27 protein-coding genes and 1 riboswitch are annotated in these 22513 nt (G+C 37.7%); of the genes, 5 read left to right on the top strand and 22 right to left on the bottom strand.

Features of this window, described 5'->3' with window-relative positions; all coding sequences use genetic code 11:
* Nucleotides 1-438: 438 nt before the first annotated feature.
* The 6 genes from G8782_RS14160 to G8782_RS14135 form a co-directional block, all read right to left on the bottom strand.
* Nucleotides 439-2061 (bottom strand): gamma-glutamyltransferase family protein, encoded by a 1623-nt coding sequence (locus tag G8782_RS14160; RefSeq protein WP_172372334.1) that lies wholly within the window; start codon nucleotides 2059-2061, stop codon nucleotides 439-441.
* Between the two features lie 30 nt (nucleotides 2062-2091).
* Nucleotides 2092-2535, bottom strand: a complete 444-nt coding sequence (locus G8782_RS14155; protein ID WP_216667884.1) for an Lrp/AsnC family transcriptional regulator — start codon at nucleotides 2533-2535, stop codon at nucleotides 2092-2094.
* A gap of 66 nt (nucleotides 2536-2601) precedes the next feature.
* The gene (locus G8782_RS14150; protein WP_172372333.1) at nucleotides 2602-3138 is read right to left on the bottom strand and encodes a chromate transporter; all 537 of its coding nucleotides are present in this window, start codon (nucleotides 3136-3138) and stop codon (nucleotides 2602-2604) included.
* Complete coding sequence (locus G8782_RS14145; RefSeq protein WP_172372331.1) at nucleotides 3135-3695, bottom strand: chromate transporter; 561 nt, start codon at nucleotides 3693-3695, stop codon at nucleotides 3135-3137. Before G8782_RS14145 ends, G8782_RS14150 begins: the two co-directional genes overlap by 4 nt.
* A gap of 21 nt (nucleotides 3696-3716) precedes the next feature.
* Complete coding sequence (locus G8782_RS14140) at nucleotides 3717-5222, bottom strand: tripartite tricarboxylate transporter permease (protein ID WP_172372329.1); 1506 nt, start codon at nucleotides 5220-5222, stop codon at nucleotides 3717-3719.
* 25 nt (nucleotides 5223-5247) lie between these two features.
* Nucleotides 5248-5736, bottom strand: coding sequence for a tripartite tricarboxylate transporter TctB family protein (locus G8782_RS14135; RefSeq protein ID WP_172372328.1), 489 nt, complete (start codon nucleotides 5734-5736; stop codon nucleotides 5248-5250).
* Nucleotides 5737-5994: 258 nt separating this feature from the next.
* On the opposite strand from G8782_RS14135, the gene G8782_RS14130 reads away from it, so the two are divergent.
* Entirely contained in the window at nucleotides 5995-6966 is a 972-nt protein-coding gene (locus tag G8782_RS14130) for a tripartite tricarboxylate transporter substrate-binding protein (protein ID WP_172372326.1), read from the top strand.
* A 24-nt stretch (nucleotides 6967-6990) separates the two neighbouring features.
* Nucleotides 6991-7971: a tripartite tricarboxylate transporter substrate binding protein gene (locus G8782_RS14125; protein ID WP_172372324.1), complete on the top strand. Its 981-nt coding sequence runs from the start codon at nucleotides 6991-6993 to the stop codon at nucleotides 7969-7971.
* 128 nt (nucleotides 7972-8099) lie between these two features.
* On the opposite strand, the gene G8782_RS14120 is transcribed toward G8782_RS14125, so the two are convergent.
* From G8782_RS14120 to G8782_RS14095, 6 genes are all read right to left on the bottom strand, one after another.
* Entirely contained in the window at nucleotides 8100-8255 is a 156-nt protein-coding gene (locus tag G8782_RS14120) for a topoisomerase DNA-binding C4 zinc finger domain-containing protein (RefSeq protein WP_172372322.1), read from the bottom strand.
* Between the two features lie 53 nt (nucleotides 8256-8308).
* Nucleotides 8309-8824 carry a GrpB family protein gene (locus G8782_RS14115; protein ID WP_172372321.1) on the bottom strand — a complete coding sequence of 172 codons (516 nt, stop codon included), beginning with the start codon at nucleotides 8822-8824 and terminating at the stop codon, nucleotides 8309-8311.
* A gap of 38 nt (nucleotides 8825-8862) precedes the next feature.
* Nucleotides 8863-9507, bottom strand: coding sequence for a hypothetical protein (locus G8782_RS14110; protein WP_172372313.1), 645 nt, complete (start codon nucleotides 9505-9507; stop codon nucleotides 8863-8865).
* A 299-nt stretch (nucleotides 9508-9806) separates the two neighbouring features.
* Nucleotides 9807-10253, bottom strand: coding sequence for a GNAT family N-acetyltransferase (locus tag G8782_RS14105; protein WP_172372306.1), 447 nt, complete (start codon nucleotides 10251-10253; stop codon nucleotides 9807-9809).
* Nucleotides 10254-10548: 295 nt separating this feature from the next.
* Nucleotides 10549-11019 (bottom strand): peptide-methionine (S)-S-oxide reductase, encoded by a 471-nt coding sequence (locus tag G8782_RS14100; protein ID WP_172372304.1) that lies wholly within the window; start codon nucleotides 11017-11019, stop codon nucleotides 10549-10551.
* A gap of 13 nt (nucleotides 11020-11032) precedes the next feature.
* Nucleotides 11033-11521: a nucleoside deaminase gene (locus G8782_RS14095; protein WP_172372303.1), complete on the bottom strand. Its 489-nt coding sequence runs from the start codon at nucleotides 11519-11521 to the stop codon at nucleotides 11033-11035.
* Nucleotides 11522-11853: 332 nt separating this feature from the next.
* Nucleotides 11854-12031, top strand: a riboswitch (Lysine riboswitch).
* 124 nt (nucleotides 12032-12155) lie between these two features.
* Between G8782_RS14095 and dapA the strand changes: the two genes are divergently transcribed.
* Both dapA and G8782_RS14085 read left to right on the top strand, forming a co-directional pair.
* On the top strand, nucleotides 12156-13040 hold the full coding sequence (dapA, locus tag G8782_RS14090; protein WP_172372301.1) for a 4-hydroxy-tetrahydrodipicolinate synthase: 885 nt from the start codon (nucleotides 12156-12158) through the stop codon (nucleotides 13038-13040).
* A gap of 539 nt (nucleotides 13041-13579) precedes the next feature.
* Complete coding sequence (locus G8782_RS14085; RefSeq protein ID WP_246231690.1) at nucleotides 13580-13819, top strand: hypothetical protein; 240 nt, start codon at nucleotides 13580-13582, stop codon at nucleotides 13817-13819.
* A 144-nt stretch (nucleotides 13820-13963) separates the two neighbouring features.
* Here G8782_RS14085 and G8782_RS14080 read toward each other — a convergent pair whose 3' ends face one another.
* The 8 genes from G8782_RS14080 to G8782_RS14045 form a co-directional block, all read right to left on the bottom strand.
* Nucleotides 13964-14635 (bottom strand): Pr6Pr family membrane protein, encoded by a 672-nt coding sequence (locus G8782_RS14080; protein ID WP_172372298.1) that lies wholly within the window; start codon nucleotides 14633-14635, stop codon nucleotides 13964-13966.
* Between the two features lie 46 nt (nucleotides 14636-14681).
* Nucleotides 14682-15947, bottom strand: a complete 1266-nt coding sequence (locus tag G8782_RS14075) for an erythromycin esterase family protein (RefSeq protein ID WP_172372296.1) — start codon at nucleotides 15945-15947, stop codon at nucleotides 14682-14684.
* 18 nt (nucleotides 15948-15965) lie between these two features.
* On the bottom strand, nucleotides 15966-16535 hold the full coding sequence (locus G8782_RS14070) for a DUF2812 domain-containing protein (protein ID WP_172372295.1): 570 nt from the start codon (nucleotides 16533-16535) through the stop codon (nucleotides 15966-15968).
* Nucleotides 16522-16839, bottom strand: a complete 318-nt coding sequence (locus tag G8782_RS14065) for a PadR family transcriptional regulator (protein WP_172372294.1) — start codon at nucleotides 16837-16839, stop codon at nucleotides 16522-16524. The genes G8782_RS14070 and G8782_RS14065 overlap by 14 nt, the downstream gene beginning before the upstream one ends.
* A gap of 305 nt (nucleotides 16840-17144) precedes the next feature.
* Complete coding sequence (locus tag G8782_RS14060) at nucleotides 17145-17708, bottom strand: hypothetical protein (RefSeq protein WP_246231689.1); 564 nt, start codon at nucleotides 17706-17708, stop codon at nucleotides 17145-17147.
* Between the two features lie 289 nt (nucleotides 17709-17997).
* Nucleotides 17998-18633 (bottom strand): hypothetical protein, encoded by a 636-nt coding sequence (locus tag G8782_RS14055; protein WP_172372293.1) that lies wholly within the window; start codon nucleotides 18631-18633, stop codon nucleotides 17998-18000.
* A 323-nt stretch (nucleotides 18634-18956) separates the two neighbouring features.
* Entirely contained in the window at nucleotides 18957-19187 is a 231-nt protein-coding gene (locus G8782_RS14050; RefSeq protein WP_172372292.1) for a hexameric tyrosine-coordinated heme protein, read from the bottom strand.
* Nucleotides 19188-19250: 63 nt separating this feature from the next.
* Nucleotides 19251-19982 carry an FG-GAP-like repeat-containing protein gene (locus G8782_RS14045; protein ID WP_172372291.1) on the bottom strand — a complete coding sequence of 244 codons (732 nt, stop codon included), beginning with the start codon at nucleotides 19980-19982 and terminating at the stop codon, nucleotides 19251-19253.
* Between the two features lie 186 nt (nucleotides 19983-20168).
* On the opposite strand from G8782_RS14045, the gene menC reads away from it, so the two are divergent.
* Nucleotides 20169-21275 (top strand): o-succinylbenzoate synthase, encoded by a 1107-nt coding sequence (gene menC / locus G8782_RS14040; RefSeq protein ID WP_172372290.1) that lies wholly within the window; start codon nucleotides 20169-20171, stop codon nucleotides 21273-21275.
* Between the two features lie 114 nt (nucleotides 21276-21389).
* On the opposite strand, the gene G8782_RS14035 is transcribed toward menC, so the two are convergent.
* On the bottom strand, nucleotides 21390-22007 hold the full coding sequence (locus G8782_RS14035; protein WP_172372289.1) for an NUDIX hydrolase: 618 nt from the start codon (nucleotides 22005-22007) through the stop codon (nucleotides 21390-21392).
* 35 nt (nucleotides 22008-22042) lie between these two features.
* The gene (locus G8782_RS14030) at nucleotides 22043-22483 is read right to left on the bottom strand and encodes an NUDIX domain-containing protein (RefSeq protein WP_172372288.1); all 441 of its coding nucleotides are present in this window, start codon (nucleotides 22481-22483) and stop codon (nucleotides 22043-22045) included.
* Nucleotides 22484-22513: the final 30 nt, after the last annotated feature.

Here is a 22513-nt window from a genome sequence, read left to right as displayed (position 1 = left end):
AGTGAAAAGGATTTTCGCTAGTTATTATTTTTACAGTTAGATCTCCACGATAAATACTCAATATCGAGTATCTAAACTTAAAAGAGCCGCCCTAAAGTCAGTAACAATCGACCTTTTCAAGCGGCTTCTTTTTTATGCGAAGTTTTTTTCATACTAAGTCATGCGACAAACAATTTTGATTGCGACACTTGGATGTTTTTTTACCAGTGGTTGCCACGAAATTTACCACTGGACGCCAACGCGTTTACCAATGGGCAGAAGCTAAAAGCCCCTCCTATATGACTCAGCCACAGTCTCGTTAATTAATTTCTCTTCTTGCAATCTTTCCAAAGAAGCATTCATCCCGTCAACCCAGTTTTCTCTATTTCCATATAACTCCTTTAATTTATCGGAACTCGACCTAGGTACCCAAAATTCCGCCAAAGGTACCTTACGAAATCACCATACTGCGATGGATCCGTCGGTGCGGGATTCCGTGCCAGCCTGTAACACTCCAGTTTCAGAATCTCTCCATATAATTTGACCTCTCCCAAAAGTACCAGAGTCCGTCATTATATGTATATCATGCCCTTTCCTCTGAAGCGCTTGGGCCAGATGATTTGGGAAATCTGGTTCCACATGTACGGTTTTTCCGCCAACCCATTGCCAGCGTGGTTGATCCAAGGCTGCTTGAGGATTTAATGCATAGTCAACAGTGTTTGAAACGACTTGAAAATGTCCTTGCGGTTGCATGTATCCGCCCATCACTCCAAAAGGTCCGACGGCATTCCCGTTTTTTGTTACAAATCCTGGAATGATAGTATTATAACTCAATTTTCCAGGTTCCAAATAATTTGCATCCTCCGGGATTAATGAAAAATCTGCGCCACGATTTTGTAAAGCAATCCCTGTTCCAGGGACCACTACTCCCGAACCGAATCCCATGTAATTGGATTGTATAAACGATACCATATTGCCTTCATCATCCGCAGTTGCAAGATAAACAGTACCCCCTTTTGGAGGATTATAAGGTTCTGGAAGGATTGCTTCATCTCCAATATGTCCTGCTCTTTCTTTCGCATATTCATCAGACAAGAGATCTTCTACAGAAATTTGCATATGAGATTCTTCCGTAATAAACTTTTTTCCATCAGTAAATGCAAGCTTCATGGCTTCTATTTGTTGATGTAAAGTCTCGACATCTCCATAAACCGGAGCACAACCACTAGCTTGGTGAATATTCATAGCCATCAAGGCAACCATCCCTTGGCCATTTGGCGGAATTTCCCAAACGTCGTACCCTCGATAGTTTGTAGATATTGGATCTACCCATTTCACCTTATAATTTGATAGGTCGTCCTTTTCAAGAAATCCACCATGTTTTTGAACAGTGGATACAATTTTCTCAGCAAGTTCACCTTCATAAAATTCTCTAGCATCCGTCTCTCCAATTTTGCGAAGTGTATCAGCATGACCAGGAGCAGTCCAGATCTCGCCTATTTTTGGCGGGCGATTTTTTGGAGCGAATGTTTCAAACCAAGCAGCAAATGTTTCTTCATCTTTCTGATTCTCATCAGACATAGCTTTAAATTTTTCATAAGCCGCACGCCAAAGTTTCCCTAATATCGGAGTCAAAGGAAATCCTTCTTCTGCTAAGCGGATTGCTGGTTCAAGCGTCTTAGAAAGACTTAACTTTCCATACTTCCGCGATACCTCTGCCCATGCAGCAGGAACACCTGGAACCGTGACAGGAATCGCGCCATATGTCGGCATTTTGTCATATCCTAAACCTTTGATTTTTTCAGCGGATATCGCTTGGGACGATCGACCCGAAGCATTCAATCCATGCAGTTTGCCTTTTGTCCAAACTAAAGCGAAAGCATCTCCGCCTATTCCATTTCCTGTAGGCTCCACAACGGTTAGCGCCGCTGCTGTAGCAATTGCAGCATCAATCGCATTTCCTCCGCTACGCATGATTTCCACGCCGACTTGTGCTGCTAGCGGCTGACTTGTTGCAACAATACCATTTTTAGCAAACACTGTATGTCTCCTTGATGTAAATGGATGATACAAGTAATCCAATGTAATAATCCCCTTCCATATATAAATCACTCAAAGTTTTAATCCAGTCCTGCTTTTGAATCTTCTTAATATCACGTGGCTTTCTACTCTTGTAATACCACTCAAAGCGTATAGCTTTTCATTAATAAACCTTTCCAAATCCGGAAAATCCTTAACTAAAACGTGAACATGCAGGGTCGAAGGCCCAGTCATTTGATAACAGCTAGCTACATCGGATATCTCTACCAAAGAATGCGCAACTTCTACAAGCGATGATGGTTCGCAGTCTACTTCAAAAAAAGCAGAGACGCCTTTGCCTACTCTTTCGCTGTTTACTACAACAGTAAATTTTTCAATAATACCGGAATCTTGCATGCTCTTAATCCTGTCTCTCACAGCGACCCTGGATAAGTCCAACTCCGTAGCAATTTCAACATAGGAACGACGCCCATCTTTTATCAATAAATCAAGGATCTTTTGGTTAATGCTATCCAAAATTAATCACTCACTTTACATGGTTTTATTGTTTCACCTTCCTGTTTCTTCAAAAATTATTAAACTTTATGATCCACCAAGAAATATTGCGCCATAAAGAAGAGACAGCGCTACCACAATTGTTGGACGGACTTTTCGAACTTCCAATAATATATAACCTGCAACAATTAAAATCGTAGTATGTACCGCACCCATACCAGTATAAGAATCGAAGAAAAAGTCATAAGTCATTAATCCCAATAAAATCGCGATTGTCGGCCGTACAACTTTAGTTAACCTTTTAACCTGCGGAGACTCTTTATATTTCATAAGAATCCCTAACAGCATCAAAAGTAAAATTACAGACGGGGCAACTGTCGCAAATATTGCGACGATAGAACCTAATATTCCCGCCTGTTCATAGCCGATATAAGCCGCCATTTTAGTTGCGATCGGACCTGGCAAACCGTTTCCCAGCGCTACAATCTCGCTATACTCTCTTGTCGTAAACCACCCGTACCGATTCACGACTTCATGTTCAAGCAAAGGAATCGTTGCGGGCCCTCCACCATATCCCAAAAGATTAGGGATAAAATTAGCGATGAATAATTGCCAATAAATCATTCTTTAGCTCCTTTCTCTTCTGCGCTTTTCTTTCTGAAAGGAATAAATGCCGATAAAATTAAGACAACTATGATAATTGCGGGATGAATATTGAAAATGCTGATTAAAAAAACACTCGCAACTGCTAATCCTATTGTCAATGACCACCCAAGATCAATCCCCGATTTTTTTATAAAATCAAAACCCATTACTCCTATCATGACACCTGCAATCGGGATTACGCCTACAGACATACCGCGCACCCAATTTTCATCTTTGAATGCGTTTAGAGTAGTCAAAAACAAAATCATTAATATGGCTGTTGGCAAGAAGGATCCTAACAAACTAATTATCAATCCCCAAAAACCTTTAAGTCTCCAACCTATATAAGCAGACATTTTTGTATTAATCGGCCCAGGTAATGTATTTGCTAGCGCTAGAATATTCGAAAACTCTTCGTCATCCATCCATTTATAGCGCTCAACGACTTCTTTCTGCATAAGCGGAATGGCTGAGAGTCCACCACCATATCCCAAGAGACCCGACCTAGAAAATGCGATGAATAAATCTTTGTACATGCAACCCCTTCTTTTACTCTTTTATTTTGATTCTAGTAATTTCTCCGCGTCTTTCGAACCTTTTATATTGCTATAAATACCATACGCCATAGACAAAACTGCTAACACAATTAAAACAGCAGAAATAGGACGAGTCATGAATACCGTAAGATCTGAGTTGATTGTGATGGCTTGTCTAAGATTCTGTTCAACCATTGGTCCAAGAATAATTCCTAATATAAATGGCGGTAATGGAAAACTACTATTCTTCATCCAATATCCGATTAATCCAAAGAGCAATAATACCCAAACATCAAAAACTCTATTATTCACGGCAAAACTACCAAGTACACAAAGCATTAAAATTAACGGAATTAATACGTGTTGCGGGATATCGTTAATTTTCAAAAACATTTTGATACCGAAACTTTGAACGATTAACATAAAAATCGCTGCAATAAAGATAGATATAAAGATTCCGTACACGAGTACAGGTTGATTTTGCATTAATAGTGGTCCTGGTTGAATACCATGGATCAATAAAGCCCCGAGCATCATTGCAGTTACAGCATCACCTGGAATTCCGAAAGCCAACATAGGAACAAAAGCGCCTCCGATTGAAGAGTTATTCGCTGATTCTGCTGCAATCACGCCGTCTTTATTACCTGTTCCAAATGTTTCAGGCTTTCTAGAAAATTTTTTCGCGATATCATAACTTAAAATATTCGCGATACTACCGCCAGCAGCAGGCAGTATACCAACAAAAACGCCTATAAGGCTGGACCTTATCACATTCAATTTCGATGTCCATAAATCTTTGATCGTTTTTAAAATCGGATAACTAACATTTGAATCAGTTTTCAAATCCAATGTATTTGCAGGTTTTTTTATATCTGCCATGAGTTGAGAAAATGCAAACACGCCGATCAAAACTGGTAAAAAGTCAAATCCCGCTAGCAATTCAGTAAAGCCATATGTAAAGCGGCTAGTCCCAAGCAAAGGATCCGTACCGACTAAGGAAAAAGCGATACCTATCACACCGGCGATTAATCCTTTTACTAGGGAGCCTTCACTTAGACTAGCAATAGCACTTATTCCGAATAACATAAGGGCGAACATTTCCCATGGGCCAAAATCTAATGCCCATTCTGCCAAAAGCGGCGTCATTAAAACCAAAACAATACCAGAAAGAATTGTTCCAACAAAAGAAGACCATAACCCTATCGCCAATGCTCTGCCAGCTTCCCCATTCTTAACCATAGGATAGCCATCGAAGGTTGTCGCCATCGCTGAAGGTGTTCCAGGTATTCCCAAAAGACAAGCTGTAATTAAGCCGCCTGAGCTTCCGCCAACCTGAACCCCCATCATCAATGCAATACCATTCACCGGATCCATGCTAAAACTGAAGGGCAATGTAAGCGCAACACCCATCGTGATTGTAAATCCGGGTATACTGCCGATTATGATCCCTACAGTAACCCCGCAAAGTAAAATTAATAATGTTTTCATGTTCAAAATCGTTTCAAAACTGAGCAATAAATTCTCCAACTAGAATCACCTCTTTCCTCTGAATCTACAACCATTTTCCTTCCGGAAGATACACAGACAGTCCATATCGGAAAACTACAAATAACAAGACTGTGATTAACACCGAACCAATAATGCCTGTTATGTAACGTTTTTTCCCTGGCATAAGTATTAAGTAAAGAGCAAATAAAAAGATAACAGAACTAATGAAATAGCCTATTCCTTGAAGCAAAAAAATGTAAACAGAAAAAATTGCAAAAGTATAAATCACTTTGCTATTTTCTTTAAAGAGACGTTGCCAATCGACTCTTTCTTTCTTGTTATCTCTTTTCTCCTGTTTGATCATTCCGTAAATCGATTTCACCAATAGAAAAATCGCTAAAACAAAAAGCAGGCCAACAATGATTTTCGGAAAAAAATCAGCTTCTGTTTTTGCAGCCCCACGAACTGGAATTTCTAATATGCCAGAATAAGCGATTCCACAAAACGCAACGATAATTAAAGAATTCACCAAATCCTTCCTCGCTTCTCTCATACCCTTCCCCCCTTTCATAAGTCGAATTAATTATTCAGTATATTTGACGACGATATAATTGTCAATGAACAAAAAACTTTTAGAATGTTTTAAAACATATTGACATTCTAAAAGGTAGTGAAAACAACGATTAACTTTCTTTTTGAAGCTAAATAGCAATTTATAGCTTTTTTTATATTAAATAAAAATTATCGAAAAACATTGACTTTTAAAACAAAGAGTTTTAACATACTGTATTAAATTAAAGGAGGTCATGTTGTGAAGAAAATATCTTTTATTGTTGCAATAATCTTTTTATCAATATCTCTATTAGTAGCCTGCAGTGACTCTGATTCTTCAACAGAATCTTACCCTCAAAAGAGCATTCAATTAATTGTTCCTTGGAGTGCTGGAGGCGACACGGATGCGATAAATAGATTGGTAGGTGAAGAACTCAGCAAAGAACTAGGACAAAAAATCGTCATTCAAAATATTTCGGGAGCGAGCGGCATAGTGGGATCGCAACAAGCATTATCAGCTAAGCCCGACGGCTACACCTTGCTCGCAGTCCATGATTCTATCGCGATGTCCGAAATGACCGGACAATCCGACTTCGGGTATGATGATTTCGAACCCATTGCAATGATCACTTCCACCTATGATTTTATCGCGACAAGCCCGGAGAACCATTGGGACTCTATCGAAGACCTTGTGCAAGATGCAAAACAAAATCCAGAAAAAATTAGTTATGCTGCTTCTATCGGTTCGACATCGCAACTTGAACCTGTGTTATTGGAATCAGTCGCAGATATTAAATTGAATATTGTTGGATACGACGGCACCGCTGAACGCATGAAAGCTGTCGTTGCGAATGATGTTTCATTGGGAAGTGTATCGGCTACTGCGGGTAAGGATTACATAGCGGATAACCGCATGAAGTTATTGGGTTATAACGGAGAAGAAAGAAGTAATGTCTTGCCAGATATACCTACACTTAAAGAACAAGGAGTCGATATTGTATCAGGTACCAACCGAGGAATTGTTGCACCGAAGGGAACACCTGAAGAATTTATTGAAAAGATAAGCTATGCGCTCGAGAAGATCGCAAATAATGAAGATTTTATAAAACGACTTGAAGATCTTGGAACTGACGTTAACTTCAAAAACACAAAAGACTATAAAGAATTTATCAAAAGCAGCACAGAGGAAATGAAAAAGTTACTTGAAACTAGCGGATTATTAAATGAATAGTAATAGAATGAGGAGTCGAATATAATGAAGAGATTTTTAATGTTTTGCGGGATTATCATGGCTTTATTTTCATTAAGCGCTTGTACCAGCAGTGAATCTGCTGAAAATGGAGATGGAGGCAGTGACTATCCGAAAAAGCCTATTCAAATAATTGTTCCATGGGATGCGGGCGGAGATACGGATGCCGTCAATAGAATTGCAGCAGAAGAGCTAGAAAAAGTTCTAGATCAAACAGTCATTATTAAAAACATCGCAGGAGGTAGCGGTATCATCGGATCTCAAGAGGCGATGAATGCGAAACCAGATGGCTACACAATTCTAGCTGTTCATGACTCTATGGCAATGTCCGAGTTAACTGGACAAGCGCAATTCGGATTTTCAGACTTCGAACCGATATCGCTTATTACATCCACTTACAATATGATCGCAACTAGCCCTGATAACCCGTGGGATTTGATGGAGGACTTAGTAGCAGACGCTTCCAAAAGACCGGGTGAAATTACTTATGCTGCATCGATCGGATCCATTTCTGAATTAGAACCGGCATTAATTCAAACTGCTGCAGATATAAAATTCAATATTGTCGGCTATGACGGAACTGCTCAAAGAATGAAAGCTGTTGTCGCTAATGATGTTGCGCTTGGAAGTGTTTCAATTGTTGCTGGTAGAGATTACACGAAGGACAATAGATTGAAGTTCCTTGGATATACTGGCGAAGAAAGAAGCAGTGACTTCCCGGATATTCCAACAATGAAAGAACAAGGAATTGATATGGTTTCAGCAGCAAACCGCGGTTTTCTTGCGCCTAAAGGAACGGCTGAAGAAATTATCCAAATACTGAATGACGCATTTGAAAAAGTGACAAGTAGCGAATCTTTTACAGAGCGTTTGGAATCTTTGGGAACGGAAGTCAACTATAAGAGCACTGAGGATTATATCGAATTCATCGATAGCTCGAAGAAAGATATGGAAGAATCTTTGCGACAAAGTGATCTTATAGATTAAAAGCACAATATGTCCGATAGTTTTTTTACAAACTATCGGACTTTCTATTTTTACATACCATTAGGAATGATTTTTGGTCGCCTATTAAATATTTAATAGGTAAAAAACCACGCTACCCTCACTCTAATTCACAACTTGCTGTTAAACCTGCATTTTGGATAATTACTGCAACCAAGAAAATTACCATATGGGCCAGTTCGATTCACTAGCTGACTAGAACAATTAGGGCATATCCTTTTCGCAATTGCATCATTTCTATTTCTCCCTTTGTTACGGATATTCATAATATGTTCAGAACTGAACAAATTGTATATATAAGCTAAATAACTTTTAGTATTTATCTATCTGCATCGCTTTTTAATTGCTTGAATTCAGGAGTCTGTATTATCTTGCTAAAGAAATCATTTTTCGCTCCCCTATAAGCTTCCATGTCTTTTCCCTCAAACTGCAATTTCAATTCATCATACTCTATTCGATATTGATCATTTTTTAGTAAAACATCTCGAAACTTCCAGAAGAAATCAAATTCTGTGTCTTTAACGGTCAGTTGTATGCCTAAGGGCGGAATAATTGTATCATCTTTAAATGCCCTAAACTCATCCGTTTTTATACTCCCTTCATTCAATTCATATATTGCAGAGAGAGCCTCGACAGCTTGATAAAATTGAATCTCTGAAACACGAACTTGTATATCTAAATCTCCCTTAGTAAGACTGTTTGGTATAGCGGTACTACCAACGTGTTGTACATCGGCGTTCGGAATTAGTTCCTGAATTAGGGCTCTTTGAGAAGTGAAAGTTCTCTCTGCATCGCATTTAAAATTTTTTTGATGATAAAAGCTTACAAGTTCCATTGGATCCCCTCTTTTCCACATTACGTTACATTCACCCATTAAAAAATAAATGCAAATGCATCATATTCATCTTTCAGAAAATTCCTTTCATTGCTGATTACATTACTATAGTCCATTTCAAAATAGTACATGGCCTTGCCCAAAACATCATAGAAAAATGGTACGAATTCCAGGTCTTTAAATTGGTACACTTCAATTTGCTTCTCGTTATTTCGATTAGCTTCAAATATTCGATGATTCCCATTTATACAATGATTCATACCACCCGTTAAATACTGGCTTTGAAGTACCATTACAGGATTCTTATGGTTAATTTTTATGTTACTTGTATCTTTATTTATATTACCTTCATCAACTGAAGCTATTATTTTGGATGGATCAAAGATTACTGGCGTAATACCTCCTTCTTTTATAAGTGAAGTAGCACCATCTACATCTAGAGCGTATTCAAATACCCCTGTAGGAAACTCCGCATATAAGGAGAATGTCTCTTGCCCAATTGGATGAACTACCGGATAAACCTCATTCCTCAGAGACAGGTTGGCAATTTCATTCCACTTAGAAGCCACCTTCGCTCCATATTTTGATTTATTTTCCATTTCCTGAATACGTGCAGAAAAGTGTTTTTGAGGATTAAAATGCCCTGATTCCTTTTCATAGTAATCAATTTTACTTTCGACCACAGTACTCCCCTCCCTTACATGTAACCCCATATACAATTCTCCCACCAATAAAGTTCCTGGTCATTCCCGAGTTGAATTTCTAATAAAATTACTTTCCATAGTTCAATGTCGGTGGTTTTTTAATAGTTTGTTTCCAACTCCACTTGTTCTGCAGTATTCACAGACAGGTATTTTAATCCCTCCTAGATATATAACAATTCGGCCCGTTTGTTTTACATAGTTACCTTTAAGTCACCCCGTCACCTTTAAGGGGATCTATTCAATTATCGCACTCTTTTGTTGAATAGCAGGTCAGATGATTATTTATTCAAATCTAATTCATATTGATAAAACTGTGAATCCCGTTCATATCCGTTTTTCTCATACAGTCTTTGTGCAGAAAAATTGTCTGGTGCTGTGCTTAGACTTATGCTTTTGGCACCTGTCTTAATGGCAAAATCTTTCACCTTATGTAAGAACATTTCTCCTATTCCTTGTTTTCTAGCTTCTGGATCGATAAACAAATCATTTAATATCCAAGCGTTTTTCATTGAGATTGATGAAAAGGTGGGATAAAGTTGTGTGAATCCTATATACTTTTGATTGTTCTTAGCAACAAATATTACTGAGTCTTCATTTTCTAAACGCTCTTTTATATAACCTATTGCACCCTCTAAATCAGATGTTTGTTCATAAAACATACGGTATCCATTAAATAAATTTGATACTCCTTCTAAGTCTTCAATCGTAGCTTGATAAATCTCCATTTAAGTTCTCTCCCTGTCAAATTTTAATTACACATTATCCCAACAATTTACGATAAACAATACATTGCGTTTCATCGAGGCCCCTCCCTTATTATGTTTGAATTTTCAACCCCTCATTGGACTTGATGTGCTATCCATTTAAATTGCCCTATTACTGAATAGGCGCTAATCCTAATTTAAGAATAGCGCCCGATTATTGAAATGAAAATAAACGATTCTGTTCCCCTTATTATTTTAGCAAGGCACTTCTGAAACTACAGAGTCCATAAACCATCCTATAATACAATATTCTTCCTTACTTATATCTACTCAATAATTCTTCTGGAATATGGCAATAATCATTTGGATATCTAGATAACCTATCTTGATGTTCTTCTGCACTTCTCACATAGTTTGTAAGAGGTAATACTTCAACAACTATACGGTCATAATCAGTTCTCTCACTAAGAAATGCCTTCGCCTCTTTTAAGTGTTCCGGATTTTCACTATATACGCCTGTTCTATATTTCTTGCCAACATCCTGCCCTTGTTTATTCAAACTGTATGGATCAATGATTTCAAAGAAATATCCCATTAATTCCCTGATTGTTACAGCCGTCGGATTAAAACCTGTTTTTACACATTCGGCGTACCCATCATAATCACCCTCAAGTATATGACTGGTTCCATTAGCTCTTCCCGCCTCCGTAAACATAACTCCAGGTAAAGTTTTTATAAAAGCCTGTACTCCCCATAAACATCCACCTGCAAAATATACTACTTCCATATTGTACTCCCCCTTAACGTTTCCCCGCGTAAAACTGACGGTGGAGTTCGCGCATTTGCTCTGCGAGTTCAGGAACAGGCCCGTCTACTGTAGTATCACGAATAACATCTTGAATTGGAAGATTACGAACGCGCGATTGCGATACATTAACCCCCATTTCGCTCAACCATTGCACCAGTTGCTTGGACGAGCTGACATAAACAATTCGACCCAAACCTACCCACCCGTGGGCTGCAGCGCACATAGGGCAATGTTCACCCGAAGTATATACTGTCGCCTTCTCTCTTTCTTCCAACGTCATATTCTCGGCTGCCCAGCGCGCTAAAGCAAATTCCGGGTGTCGGGTGTGATCACCACCTCCAACGTGGTTATGGTCTTCCGCAAGCACGTCCCCGTTGGCTGACACCAGTACTGAACCAAATGGCTCGTCACCTTTCTCTAGAGCAACCTTCGCTAGTTCGATGCAACGTCGTAGATGCTTTAAATCTGTATCATTAATCATGATTAATCCTCCTTGTATTGTTTTTAGTTTTTTATATCGACACTCATAAGTTCCTACTCGTCCACTAAACAGGCCAATTTGTGGAAAATGGATCTTATTGAAAAATCAATAAAGTATATATAACTAGTATAACATTAGTAGTAAAAAGTTTTTTGCAAGCCTTGCAAAACCTATTAAAGATCGTACAACCACGCGCTTTTTTACTTCGCTTTCATTTTTCACTGATGCATTTATATTGTATTGTTTATGGCACAGCACTCTATTTCACTTGCAATTTTACAAGATTACATGTACAGTCTTAGTAATTGATCATTATCTTATTTCAAACTTGAAATAAGGATAGAGGCGCAAAAACCATCAGTACACAACTTGAGGATAATGAGATCCTGTGAAGGTTGCGGAAAGGGGAATTTGCCGAAGTGGAGAGAATCTCATATTCTCGAAGCTGGTTCTGGGTTGAATAAGTCCAGGATTGTCATATAGGAAACTATATGGAGGGCTATCTTATGCAATGAAATAAATGATTATTTCAGAGCAACAACGAGCCCTCGTTGTTGCTTTTTTGCATTCATTTGCAAAATGCCCCTCTCCCTCTGTTTGATTAACAAAATAATTGATAGGATGTGGAGAACTTATGAATTTCGGACAAATTGCAACAGCTATGGTGACGCCTTTTGACATGCAAGGAGAAATCGATTTTGAAGCAACAAGAAACTTAATTGAACATTTAATCGAGAATGGAACGGAAAGTTTAGTCGTGTCAGGTACGACTGGAGAATCTCCGACTTTGACGACTGAGGAAAAAGTAAAATTATTCAACTTCACAGTAGAAGTAGTGAATGGCAGAGTACCGGTTATTGCCGGAACTGGATCGAATGACACAAGGGCATCCGTGCAATTGACAAGATTAGCGGAAGAGACTGGTGTCGATGCGGTGATGCTTGTGGCGCCTTACTATAACAAGCCATGTCAAGAAGGACTATACCAACACTTTAAAACAATTGCATCGGCCACTTCTTTACCGATCATGCTTTATAACGTACCTGGGCGATCGGTTGCCAGCATCGATGTGGATACAGTCGTTCGTCTCTCGGAAATTTCAAATATCGTCGCCATCAAAGAAGCGAGCGGCGATTTAGATGCGATGTCTGAAATAATTGAGCGGACACCAGCAGCATTTTCCTTGTACAGCGGTGATGACAGCTTAACAATCCCAGTACTATCCATCGGCGGAGCCGGCGTTATATCGGTGGCATCTCATATATTAGGAAATGAAATGCAAACGATGATTCAGCATTTTAATAGAGGCTATGTTGAACAAGCAGCTAGGGATCATAGAAAACTCGTGCCTGCAATGAACGCACTTTTTGCCGCTCCAAGCCCATCACCTGTAAAAGCAGCACTAAATTTAAAAGGTATCCCAGTTGGCGGTACGCGCTTACCAATGATTCCGTTAAATGAAGAACAACTGCTTTCACTGAAACATGCTATAAATTGCTTTGAAGAAGCGACAATCTGATAGACCTCAAAAAGTCTTTAATCATGAATTTCAAAAATGAAGTCAACGCAAAAATACAACTTCATAAAATAGCAAAAGACACTTTTCTCAAAATAGAGGAAAGTGTCTTTTTATAGGTTTTTTAATTTAATTGAGTGTGTATATGGAGATAAATTCCAAGAGGGACCTTACATTTTGGAGGATATTAGGAAGAGATTATTTCTGACTAGTTTAAATTTATTAAAGTGTTTTCACTTAAAAAGTCAGCGATCAAAATAAAAAATAATAGTTAAATTATAGCAGTTATTTACAATATACAAGGCCATCGTACAATAGCGTAATTTCTTGGCAGGTAGATATTATTTAGATAAAAAGTATTTTGCTATATCTGTCGTAAAATTACTTTTTACTGCTAGAGATTCACATTATAACACTAACATTAATAATTGAAATTAGAATCACGAATCCGTCCCCCAAAAAGTGGAAGCGATTGTCAGTTTCCTGAATCAAATCACTTGAACTTGGAAATAATGAGTTTAAAAGTGGAGGAGCTGATATTCTTGGCAGGAAGATATTATGAAGACAAAAAAGTATTTTGCTATATTTGTCGCAAAACTACGCTATTTAATCATAGAGATTTAAATAATAATATCGGAGTAGAAAGCCATTGTAGTGAATGTTTAGGGGTCTGGTATGAATGGCAAAATAGAGCTGTCGAAAGAGAGATGGCCAAGTGGATCGAGTATAATAGGAATGAGTTCTCTAATAAGCGATTTATCAACATCGAAATGCAAGGCTAACTTTCATAAAATCTAGAATCACTCAAACAATTATTAAAGCCCCTTGGTCGAAAAATCAAGGAGCTCTTTTGCAATGGCGCTCACTCAAACATAGCGATTTATCCAGTAATCGTGCCCATTTGGCTTCTATTTATTTAATTCCTTTCACATTACATTTTTAGTATTTTGCAGGTACTTTCCATTTTTAAATTTAAGAATAACTCTATTCATTAAAATTAGCAGAAAACCAAGCATGCAATAAACAAAAGTGAAACCTACTACGACTAACGCTACATTTGCATAGTTGCCAACTCCATCGGGGATTTGACCATTCGGATTTAGGAAAAAATAAGGATAGAATCCATCGTACATTCCTCTTATTAATGATATAGCGCCGTAGAGTATTGGGAAAGGCAACCAAAAGACGATTGATTTGTAACTATACCACTTTTTCTCTTCAAAAATGATCCAGTTTAGTAAAACGAACATTGGAATTAAATAGTGCAATGTGAAATTTGTAATGATCCTAATCCCGCTGTATTCTCCACCACTAGAAAGGATAAGGTGGTAAGTTGATAAAACTACCATCATATATATAAGCGCTGCATTTTTACACAAGTCCAACATATGACTTTCTTTTTTCTTTAACAAAATAACAAACGTGCTTACAGTAAATATTATGGTGACAATGATATTAGAATGGATTGTGAATTTCGTAATAGAAACACTTGGTTCAGGAGAAAAAAGTATATGCAACGGCACACTAATAAGCCCTATCGCGGCGATTAATATATGAAGTGTGAATATAAGCCTTTCTCTTGAAAATATCTTAGTCATGATTCACCCCATATAAATATATGTTTTTAAAAAAGGCAATAAAATACTAATCAATTACATCTGTCGGTGTTGCTTCTTTTAAAATAATTATGCCGTCATAGGCCTGATTGGGTATCATTTCAATTGTGTAAAACATTTTTAACAACTTTTGCCAGGAACGAAAGTCGTCACCTACGTTTACCATTTTTTGTTCACTTTTTATAATGTCCAACAATTCCTTTGACTCAAGGGCTTTTTCAAAATCAACGTAAAAGATATTTGGCTCTACTTCACTAAATGCACTAACTAAACCATTATGATTCTTTATCTTATAACTCTTTCTTTTATCAGATCCTCGGTTTAAAGCTTGAAATTTACTATTCATCAAGTCGGTGCCAATTGCAAAATACTTGGATCCATATAACTCATCTAAATAACTTCCCATCGATTTATAACCAGCTAATGAAGCAGACGTTTTTTCAATATGCCCATTATGTCCGGAGAAGAATATCTTATCATGACCACGAGCAGCTTCAAATTCAACAATCCATTGCAAATTGTCAGCTAAATACTGATCGCGAAGTTGTTGGTAGTCCCCCTCATTTAAAAATAACTCTGTTCGTTGTTTCATAAGTTGCGCGTATTCTAAAGCAAAGGCAAACGTATCTGATGATGAATGTTCCGTATAAGCTACTTCGTTTGATTGTAGATCAAAAATGATATTACCGAGCACCTCATGAATTTTTTTCAGTTGCTTCGTTGTTAACGATCTCATTGTATTATTTGAGGCCTGTTCCAGTTGAACTGCATATTTTTGTCCCGCATCCTTATTAACAACTTCATAATAGTCAAGCAGACCTTTTTTATTGTAATCATATCGCTGCATATCATTTCCGTAAAAATATATTTTCTCATCGTCACTGACCGTAGCGTTATAATCATGCATCCATTGAACAAGATCGATCATTTGCTCCGTTTTATAAATGCTATAATCAAGTGCTGTCACGGCTTTTTCTGCAGTACCTTTTCCATCTAAAATGAACCGATTAATTTCCTGTCCGCCTCCAAAATCCCCTTCTATTACAAACACACGGACATGTTCATTTTCAATTAGTGCTTCAAATACATCTCTTTTCAACTTCTGAAGTTCTATATTCCCATGTGTCGCCTCCCCCAAGCCAATTATCTTTGCATCATCCGGAATATTAATTTCTTCAACAGACGTAATATACTTTTCTGCTTCATCAAGCAACTTATCATTACTGCAGCCTGATAGAACAATCATGAGGCTAATAACAGCCAATAAGAAAGGTTTCTTTTTAGAAAAGCGCATCTTGGAATCCCCCGTTTATTATTTTTCTTTTAACATTGAATACTTTCTATATGCTTTATAAAAACTGCTACCAAAGAAAACAACCATAAGTGCGGGAAGCGACCTCAAAAGGGCAAATGGCGTTTCAAATAAAAATGCTGTCCAAAATAATGTACCTTTCATATCCCAAAGACCCTGAGTTAAATATAAACCTGAATCCTTGTAAAGCATATAAGAAAAAAGCAATGACACCACAACGAAACCAGATGAATAACTCATTAATCTTTTATAATAATTACTCTTCGATTGGCGATCCGAGAAGATTTCATTTTGATCATCATCTTCTTTTTGCCAATACCGTATTCCAACCAGCCAGGGCCCCTTTATATAGTTCCAACCAAAATCTTCATATATCTCTTTATATCCCACAAACTTTTTCTTTGGTAAATAATCATGATAATCCAGTCGCATCACATATCTCTTGTCAGTTTTTTCGAAAGTGTATATTCCTGATCCGCTAATATTTGTACAACGATAGCCTTTTTGTAATTGCTCGTTCAGCCATTGCTCCTCTTTTTCAATATCAAAAAACATCTTAAATTTCTTCATTCGATTCACTTCCTTCGTAAAGGGATAAAATATGCAATAACCTGTTTTGTTCTATTTTCAAAATGTTCCTTCCTTCCGCAGTTATGATATAAACTTTTCTTCGACCTGACTCTTCGACAGGTTCAATCCAACCATGCTTATTCAAGTTTTCAATCGCACCGTATAATGTACCAGCTGCTAAAATGACGGTACCCTTACTCATTTCCTCGATTTTCTGCATCACGGCATAGCCATGAAGCGGCTCACGCAGAGCCAATAAAATATAATGCATCGTTTCAGACAATGGTAATAATGGATGTTTCATATTCTCTCTTCTCTCCATTCAGTTCAACTATATAGTTCGACTTAACAGTAATATATTACAGTTCAACTGAATAGTCAACAACAATTAACAAAAAAATTCTACAACAATGCAAACGTCAATCTAAAAAAATCGATTTCCTCAATATAGGAAATCGATTTTTTGCGTAGTCTTATTCAATTAAATGGCCCGATTACTGAACAGAATTTAATCCTTAATCCTTATTTCAGAATCGCACCTGCTAGTTCAAGCACACTTATTCACAAACTTTGCCCTTTATTTGATTGTTAATCAATAAATGCAATACTCTATTTTAAAACTGTCTCGGCTGGTGTAAATGCTTCCCATTGATTATACTTCGTTGTTATTGATGTAATAAACCAATACTCTCTAAATGGTTCTAGATTCTTTTCCACGATAATAATCTTCTGCCCACTTCCAAAATCTGCATATGATGTCTCTAAATCGTATTTAACGGTATACCGCATTCTGGATTCGCTAAGCTTTTCTACTTTGGTAAAACGAAAATTACTAACCCAAGGGCTTGACTGACCTGTCACCCAGTGAGTTTGCTCAAATTTTCTCCTCGATTGTTTTTGAAGCGAAGGGGACAACATCGCATATTGAACAGCACCACTTCGATTATTTACGCCTAATATCCACAATTCAACGGCTTGTTTCGGTTCGCCTACGTGCAACCCAGTCATAAAAGACATTAACTGGCTTTCTAAAGGATTGAGTTGTCCGACTTCAGTGAATTCCTTCTCAAAAGAAGGAGGAGTATCGTTCGGTTTTGCATTTACTGTTCCATAATACAACCCACAAATTAATATACTTAATAAAATCAATAGAAGCTGACCACTTTTGTTCATTTTCATCACCCAGAATTATATTTGGGTTTAGTATATCCAGTTCAGTTACAACAATCCTTATTAAAGTAAACTGTCGGTTAGTTTAAGAACAATCCTTCGCAAACTTTGTTTACAATACCCTTAAAATAAATATTTAAATTGTCCCGTTTTATTTAATACAGTTCGTATCGAAACATAGAAAGTCCTAAACGAATGCTCCCCGATAGTCTCATAAATCAATTAAAAATTGGCGTAGAAAGCATTGCGCTGAGAACACTATAACATTGGGATTCTCTCTATTTCCTTCACTTCAAACCCACTCATCATACTCTACTGGATCGATATCTGCGTAGATTCGGTAGCCTTTTTTCCAATGCATCTTTAGCCAGTTAATTACACGGATCATCTCCTCTCCATAGATAGCCGCATTCTCCTCAAGATTACGGGCCTCTTGCAGTTTGGAGAAGCACCAAGATGGGTCCGGGAAAGCTTCAAACCATTCCTTATCTTCCTCATCCAGCGGATCCGTATAGCACATTTGATCATCCACGGGCAGCATTTTCGGCCATTCCAATCCGAGTCCAACGTCCTCCATCAACTGCCGGATTTCAAGCGCAAATGTGAAATGAAAAGTGTATTCAGCGAGATCCTCTTCCTCGTTCATGATCTGAATCCTGTATTCTTTCGCATTTTCTTGCTTGAGCAGCTTCTGGAAGAGTGACTCTTTACGTGTAACGTCTCTGTATGTAATGTTTTTGATAGCTGTCAATCTGACGTTTTCGGCGTACTGCACTTCAGTATTTTCTGGGTATCTTTCCGCTTTAATCGCCAACATCTGATCTAGTTCCTGCTGTTCTGCAATTGTTAATTTAGTTCTCAATTCCTTTTTCCGAAGCTCCGGCATTTTAATTGCCATTCGGCGCGATTCTTCAAGATTCATACTCATCTATTTGTCTCCGTTTACATTATCTAACTTGCTTTTGATCGTAACAATTTATTCGACAAAACAACAGAATATCCTTTCTTGTTTTATAGATATATGTACTTCGCGAACTTCGTTACCTGAAATAAGCTAGGTCGAATTTAAGCCACTGGTTTGGCAAACAAAATAATAAACAGCCATTGGGATAATAAGATTCCAATGGCTGTTTATTTTCTCTAAGTTGTATTTAATTAACTGAACTGTTTTATACGCAGTCACCCAAAATTGAGCAAATCACCAAATGCTCGTTGGATAAACCCATCCAATTCTTTTAAGTCACTTAGTATTTACTTATTCCAATAGTTATTGGCAAAAGCAACAGTTTGAAAGTGTATGGCGACAACTTGTGATGTTGCTATTAAACTATCCGCATTTATAGAATAAACTGGACGCAACATTTTCCTGATCTCTTCAGAAGGTTGTGTAACTGCTATCCCCTTTTGTGCGAGCTTAACTGCTAATTCATACCCTTCTTCTGGCGTTTTTGTTCGCAGCGTTTGAAGCCCGTCATTCGACATGTCGTTCACTTCCTTTGCACACATTCTAAAGGTATCGTATGCAAATCGATGAGCGATTGTTTTTTACTCCGTTCCGAAAACCGCTAACCATTGCTGCCATATTGCAAACTTTTGTCCATCCCATTGCAATGTATTGATCACATACCCAAACGAATCTGCATGGTAAAGCCCGCTAATTTTTTGATAGGCCTGTATTTCATAAACACCATCACGGTCCATATCGACTGGATAGAATCCGCTAACCCCATCAGCCATGCCTGAAATTTGTTTTTTTAACGTTCCATCTTCATTATAGATTTGCGATAGATAATCGGCGCCTCTGCCACTAATATCAATTAGAAACGTTTGGCCCGTTGCCAAACTTTGTACTTTTATTTTATATTGATCCAAATATGTGACTGTGTACTGATTCAGCTTATTGTATTGATCAAAGTCGAATAATTTCCGAGCCTGATTATTAACGAATGAATAAATATAATCAAACGTAAATGCGCCTGATCCGCCTGATTCAATGGAAATTAGAATGTCCTTGATGCCGTCCTTGGTAAAGTCTCCTAGGAACACAGTTGGCTGATAACCTGAATTACCACTTTCGTCTAGCGGAATGGTATGGACTCTTCTGCTTAATCCGTCTTGAATATTTAATGTGATCCGCTCTACATAGGGACTGGATGGATCCGCCGACTTTACCGCTGTTAAATATACGTAATCCACCGTCCCGTCACCATTCACATCACCATATGCACCGCTTACGATTTCCGGTTGTCTGTAGCGATAACTATTATTTACATACAAGCTTCACCACTCCCGCCCAATCTTTTATATCATCATATTCACCCATGCCGATACGGTTAATAAAACAAATCTACTTGTGAATAAAAATCATTTAGCCAGAAACTTTACAAAGGTACAAAACCGAGAATAAGTGAATAAATATAAGGTATCTGGATTATTCACACCAATAAAAAAGGAGATATATTTATGAAGATTACTGATGTAAATGTGTACAAATTGAAAATGAACATGCGACACCCATTTACGACAAGCTTTGGAACGCAGCAACTGAGAGAATTTGCATTAGTTGAAGTGAAAAACAAACATGGGGTTACCGGCTGGGGCGAATGCGTCACAACGGGAGAACCTTTATACATAGAAGAATTCACAGATGCAAGCATACTCATGTTGGAAAGGTTTCTTATCCCGATTGTTCTTCATAATGAAATTGAACATCCAGACGACTTAGAAAAGCACTTCAAACCATTTAAACGCAATCATCTAGCCAAATCATCAATAGAAGGTGCGATATGGGACTTATACGCGAAAGAAAATAATCTTTCACTCGCGCATGCATTGGGAGGAAAAAAATCTTCATTTGAAGTTGGGATAAGTCTAGGGATTGAAAAGAATATAAATGACTTACTCACGAAGATTCAAGAAAAGATCGATGAAAATTACCGAAGAATCAAAGTGAAAATAGCTCCTGGCAAAGACATTCAAATTGTAGATAGCATCAGGCAAAAGTTTCCGGACATCCCTTTAATGGTAGATGCAAATTCCGCCTACACATTAAATGACATGGAGACACTTAAAAAACTCGATCAATACAATTTGATGATGATTGAACAGCCATTAACAGCCGGAGATTTAATCGACCATGCTAAATTACAAAAAGAAATCGATACCCCCATCTGTCTTGACGAAAGCATTCACTCTTATGACGATGCAAGACAAGCAATCGAACTGAAAAGCGGCAAAATCATTAATATGAAAATCGGAAGAGTCGGGGGCTTAACGCAAGCAAAGAAAATTCATGATTTATGCAAAGAAAATAATATCCCTTTATGGTGCGGAGGAATGCTTGAGTCTGGCATTGGAAGAGCACATAATATTGCGATTACATCATTAGATAATTTCATATTACCAGGAGACACGGCCGCTTCCTCAAGGTACTGGCATAAAGACATTATAAAGCCTGAAGTTGTTGTTGAAAATGGAATACTTAAAGTTCCGGAAGGCTTAGGCATTGGTTATGACGTAGATATGGAAGAAGTGTTAAAACATACAACTGAAAAACTGACATTTAAATAGAATGATTAATTTTGAAGTGTAGCTGCTCATCTCCCCTACTCGAAATGGGCGCAGATCTTTATTAAGAAATCGCGCCCGATTGCAGCACAATAAGTTAACCTTAATTTTATAAATTTAATCAAGGTATACAGGTTGCTGAGAATTATGTAAATGTTTAAAAGCCAATTGTATTTGCGATTCTGTATTTCTTGCTACTGATAAGGGAGGTAATTCATTTTCAGCGAAGAAATCAACTGCACTCGTTTCTATACCCGTTTCTGGTTTCCCGCCAACGATTTCACATTGAATGAAAAATTTGTAAACGTGATAGGCAGAAGGTGGGTGAGAATGAAATTTTTTATCCATTACACCAATCAATTTAGTCGCCTTCACTTCAAACCCCGATTCTTCTTGTACCTCTTTTACCGCGACCTCACTCGGAGACAGACCAATATCACCCCATCCCCCCGGTAAAGCCCAAACATTGTCAACATCTTCTTTAACCATTAAAATTTTATTATCTTTAAAAACAACTGCTCTAACATCAACCTTGGGAGTAGCATAACCTGTTTCATTTGCAAATAATTCTCTTATAACAGCTTTGTCCACTTCTGTTTGTTGCGATAGCATTTCAACGCTAATATTCCTTATCATTTCAAATCTTTCAATGTCATATTTATCTTTTGAATAGGTTAACCCCGCTTGTGCAATAGATTGTAATTGTTTTGCCCATTCAAGCCATTTAGGTTCCATTAAATCACTCTCCGGGAATTTCTCATAATTATTGATCAGCGAATAAATGCCGCTTCCTTTTTTGAAATAGCATCCTCTAACCATTGAGGGTGCATTGTTAACAAATCATCTGGTAAGTTGTCCTGGCTAAAAAATTTAATTTCAAGCGATTCATCTGAATTGCATTTAAGTTCCCCGCCTGTAATTTCAGCAAGAAAACAAGTCGTTATAAAATGAACTGCCTTGCCATTTGGATAATTGAAAACTTGTGAATCAGGATCGGAATAAATACCAATCAGCTTTTCAATTCTTACATCTAAATTCGTCTCTTCTTTCACTTCTCTCATGGCTGCTTCAGACACTGTTTCACCAATTTCCACATGTCCTGAAGGGATTCCCCACAAGCCCACATCAGCTCTTTTTTGCAATAGAACTTGGTTCTCTTCGTTCAAAATAATTACAGCAACCCCAGCTTTTAAAGCATCAATTTTTTTCAAATCAAAACTCCTTTCCTCAAGTAAACGGCT

Source organism: Sporosarcina jiandibaonis (genome assembly GCF_013184495.1).
GTDB classification, from domain to species: Bacteria; Bacillota; Bacilli; order Bacillales_A; family Planococcaceae; genus Sporosarcina; species Sporosarcina jiandibaonis.
This window is presented reverse-complemented; position numbering and strand designations above follow the sequence as displayed.

Excerpts from the sequence above, each read along its gene's own strand:
- G8782_RS14150 (WP_172372333.1), bottom strand. The coding sequence starts at position 3,138 with ATGATTTATTGGCAATTATTCATCGCTAATTTTATCCCTAATCTTTTG.
- G8782_RS14145 (WP_172372331.1), bottom strand. The coding sequence starts at position 3,695 with ATGTACAAAGATTTATTCATCGCATTTTCTAGGTCGGGTCTCTTGGGA.
- G8782_RS14135 (WP_172372328.1), bottom strand. The coding sequence starts at position 5,736 with ATGAGAGAAGCGAGGAAGGATTTGGTGAATTCTTTAATTATCGTTGCG.
- G8782_RS14125 (WP_172372324.1), top strand. The coding sequence starts at position 6,991 with ATGAAGAGATTTTTAATGTTTTGCGGGATTATCATGGCTTTATTTTCA.
- G8782_RS14120 (WP_172372322.1), bottom strand. The coding sequence starts at position 8,255 with ATGAATATCCGTAACAAAGGGAGAAATAGAAATGATGCAATTGCGAAA.
- G8782_RS14115 (WP_172372321.1), bottom strand. The coding sequence starts at position 8,824 with ATGGAACTTGTAAGCTTTTATCATCAAAAAAATTTTAAATGCGATGCA.
- G8782_RS14105 (WP_172372306.1), bottom strand. The coding sequence starts at position 10,253 with ATGGAGATTTATCAAGCTACGATTGAAGACTTAGAAGGAGTATCAAAT.
- G8782_RS14100 (WP_172372304.1), bottom strand. The coding sequence starts at position 11,019 with ATGGAAGTAGTATATTTTGCAGGTGGATGTTTATGGGGAGTACAGGCT.
- G8782_RS14095 (WP_172372303.1), bottom strand. The coding sequence starts at position 11,521 with ATGATTAATGATACAGATTTAAAGCATCTACGACGTTGCATCGAACTA.
- dapA (WP_172372301.1), top strand. The coding sequence starts at position 12,156 with ATGAATTTCGGACAAATTGCAACAGCTATGGTGACGCCTTTTGACATG.
- G8782_RS14080 (WP_172372298.1), bottom strand. The coding sequence starts at position 14,635 with ATGACTAAGATATTTTCAAGAGAAAGGCTTATATTCACACTTCATATA.
- G8782_RS14075 (WP_172372296.1), bottom strand. The coding sequence starts at position 15,947 with ATGCGCTTTTCTAAAAAGAAACCTTTCTTATTGGCTGTTATTAGCCTC.
- G8782_RS14070 (WP_172372295.1), bottom strand. The coding sequence starts at position 16,535 with ATGAAGAAATTTAAGATGTTTTTTGATATTGAAAAAGAGGAGCAATGG.
- G8782_RS14065 (WP_172372294.1), bottom strand. The coding sequence starts at position 16,839 with ATGAAACATCCATTATTACCATTGTCTGAAACGATGCATTATATTTTA.
- G8782_RS14060 (WP_246231689.1), bottom strand. The coding sequence starts at position 17,708 with ATGAACAAAAGTGGTCAGCTTCTATTGATTTTATTAAGTATATTAATT.
- G8782_RS14055 (WP_172372293.1), bottom strand. The coding sequence starts at position 18,633 with ATGAGTATGAATCTTGAAGAATCGCGCCGAATGGCAATTAAAATGCCG.
- G8782_RS14050 (WP_172372292.1), bottom strand. The coding sequence starts at position 19,187 with ATGTCGAATGACGGGCTTCAAACGCTGCGAACAAAAACGCCAGAAGAA.
- menC (WP_172372290.1), top strand. The coding sequence starts at position 20,169 with ATGAAGATTACTGATGTAAATGTGTACAAATTGAAAATGAACATGCGA.
- G8782_RS14035 (WP_172372289.1), bottom strand. The coding sequence starts at position 22,007 with ATGGAACCTAAATGGCTTGAATGGGCAAAACAATTACAATCTATTGCA.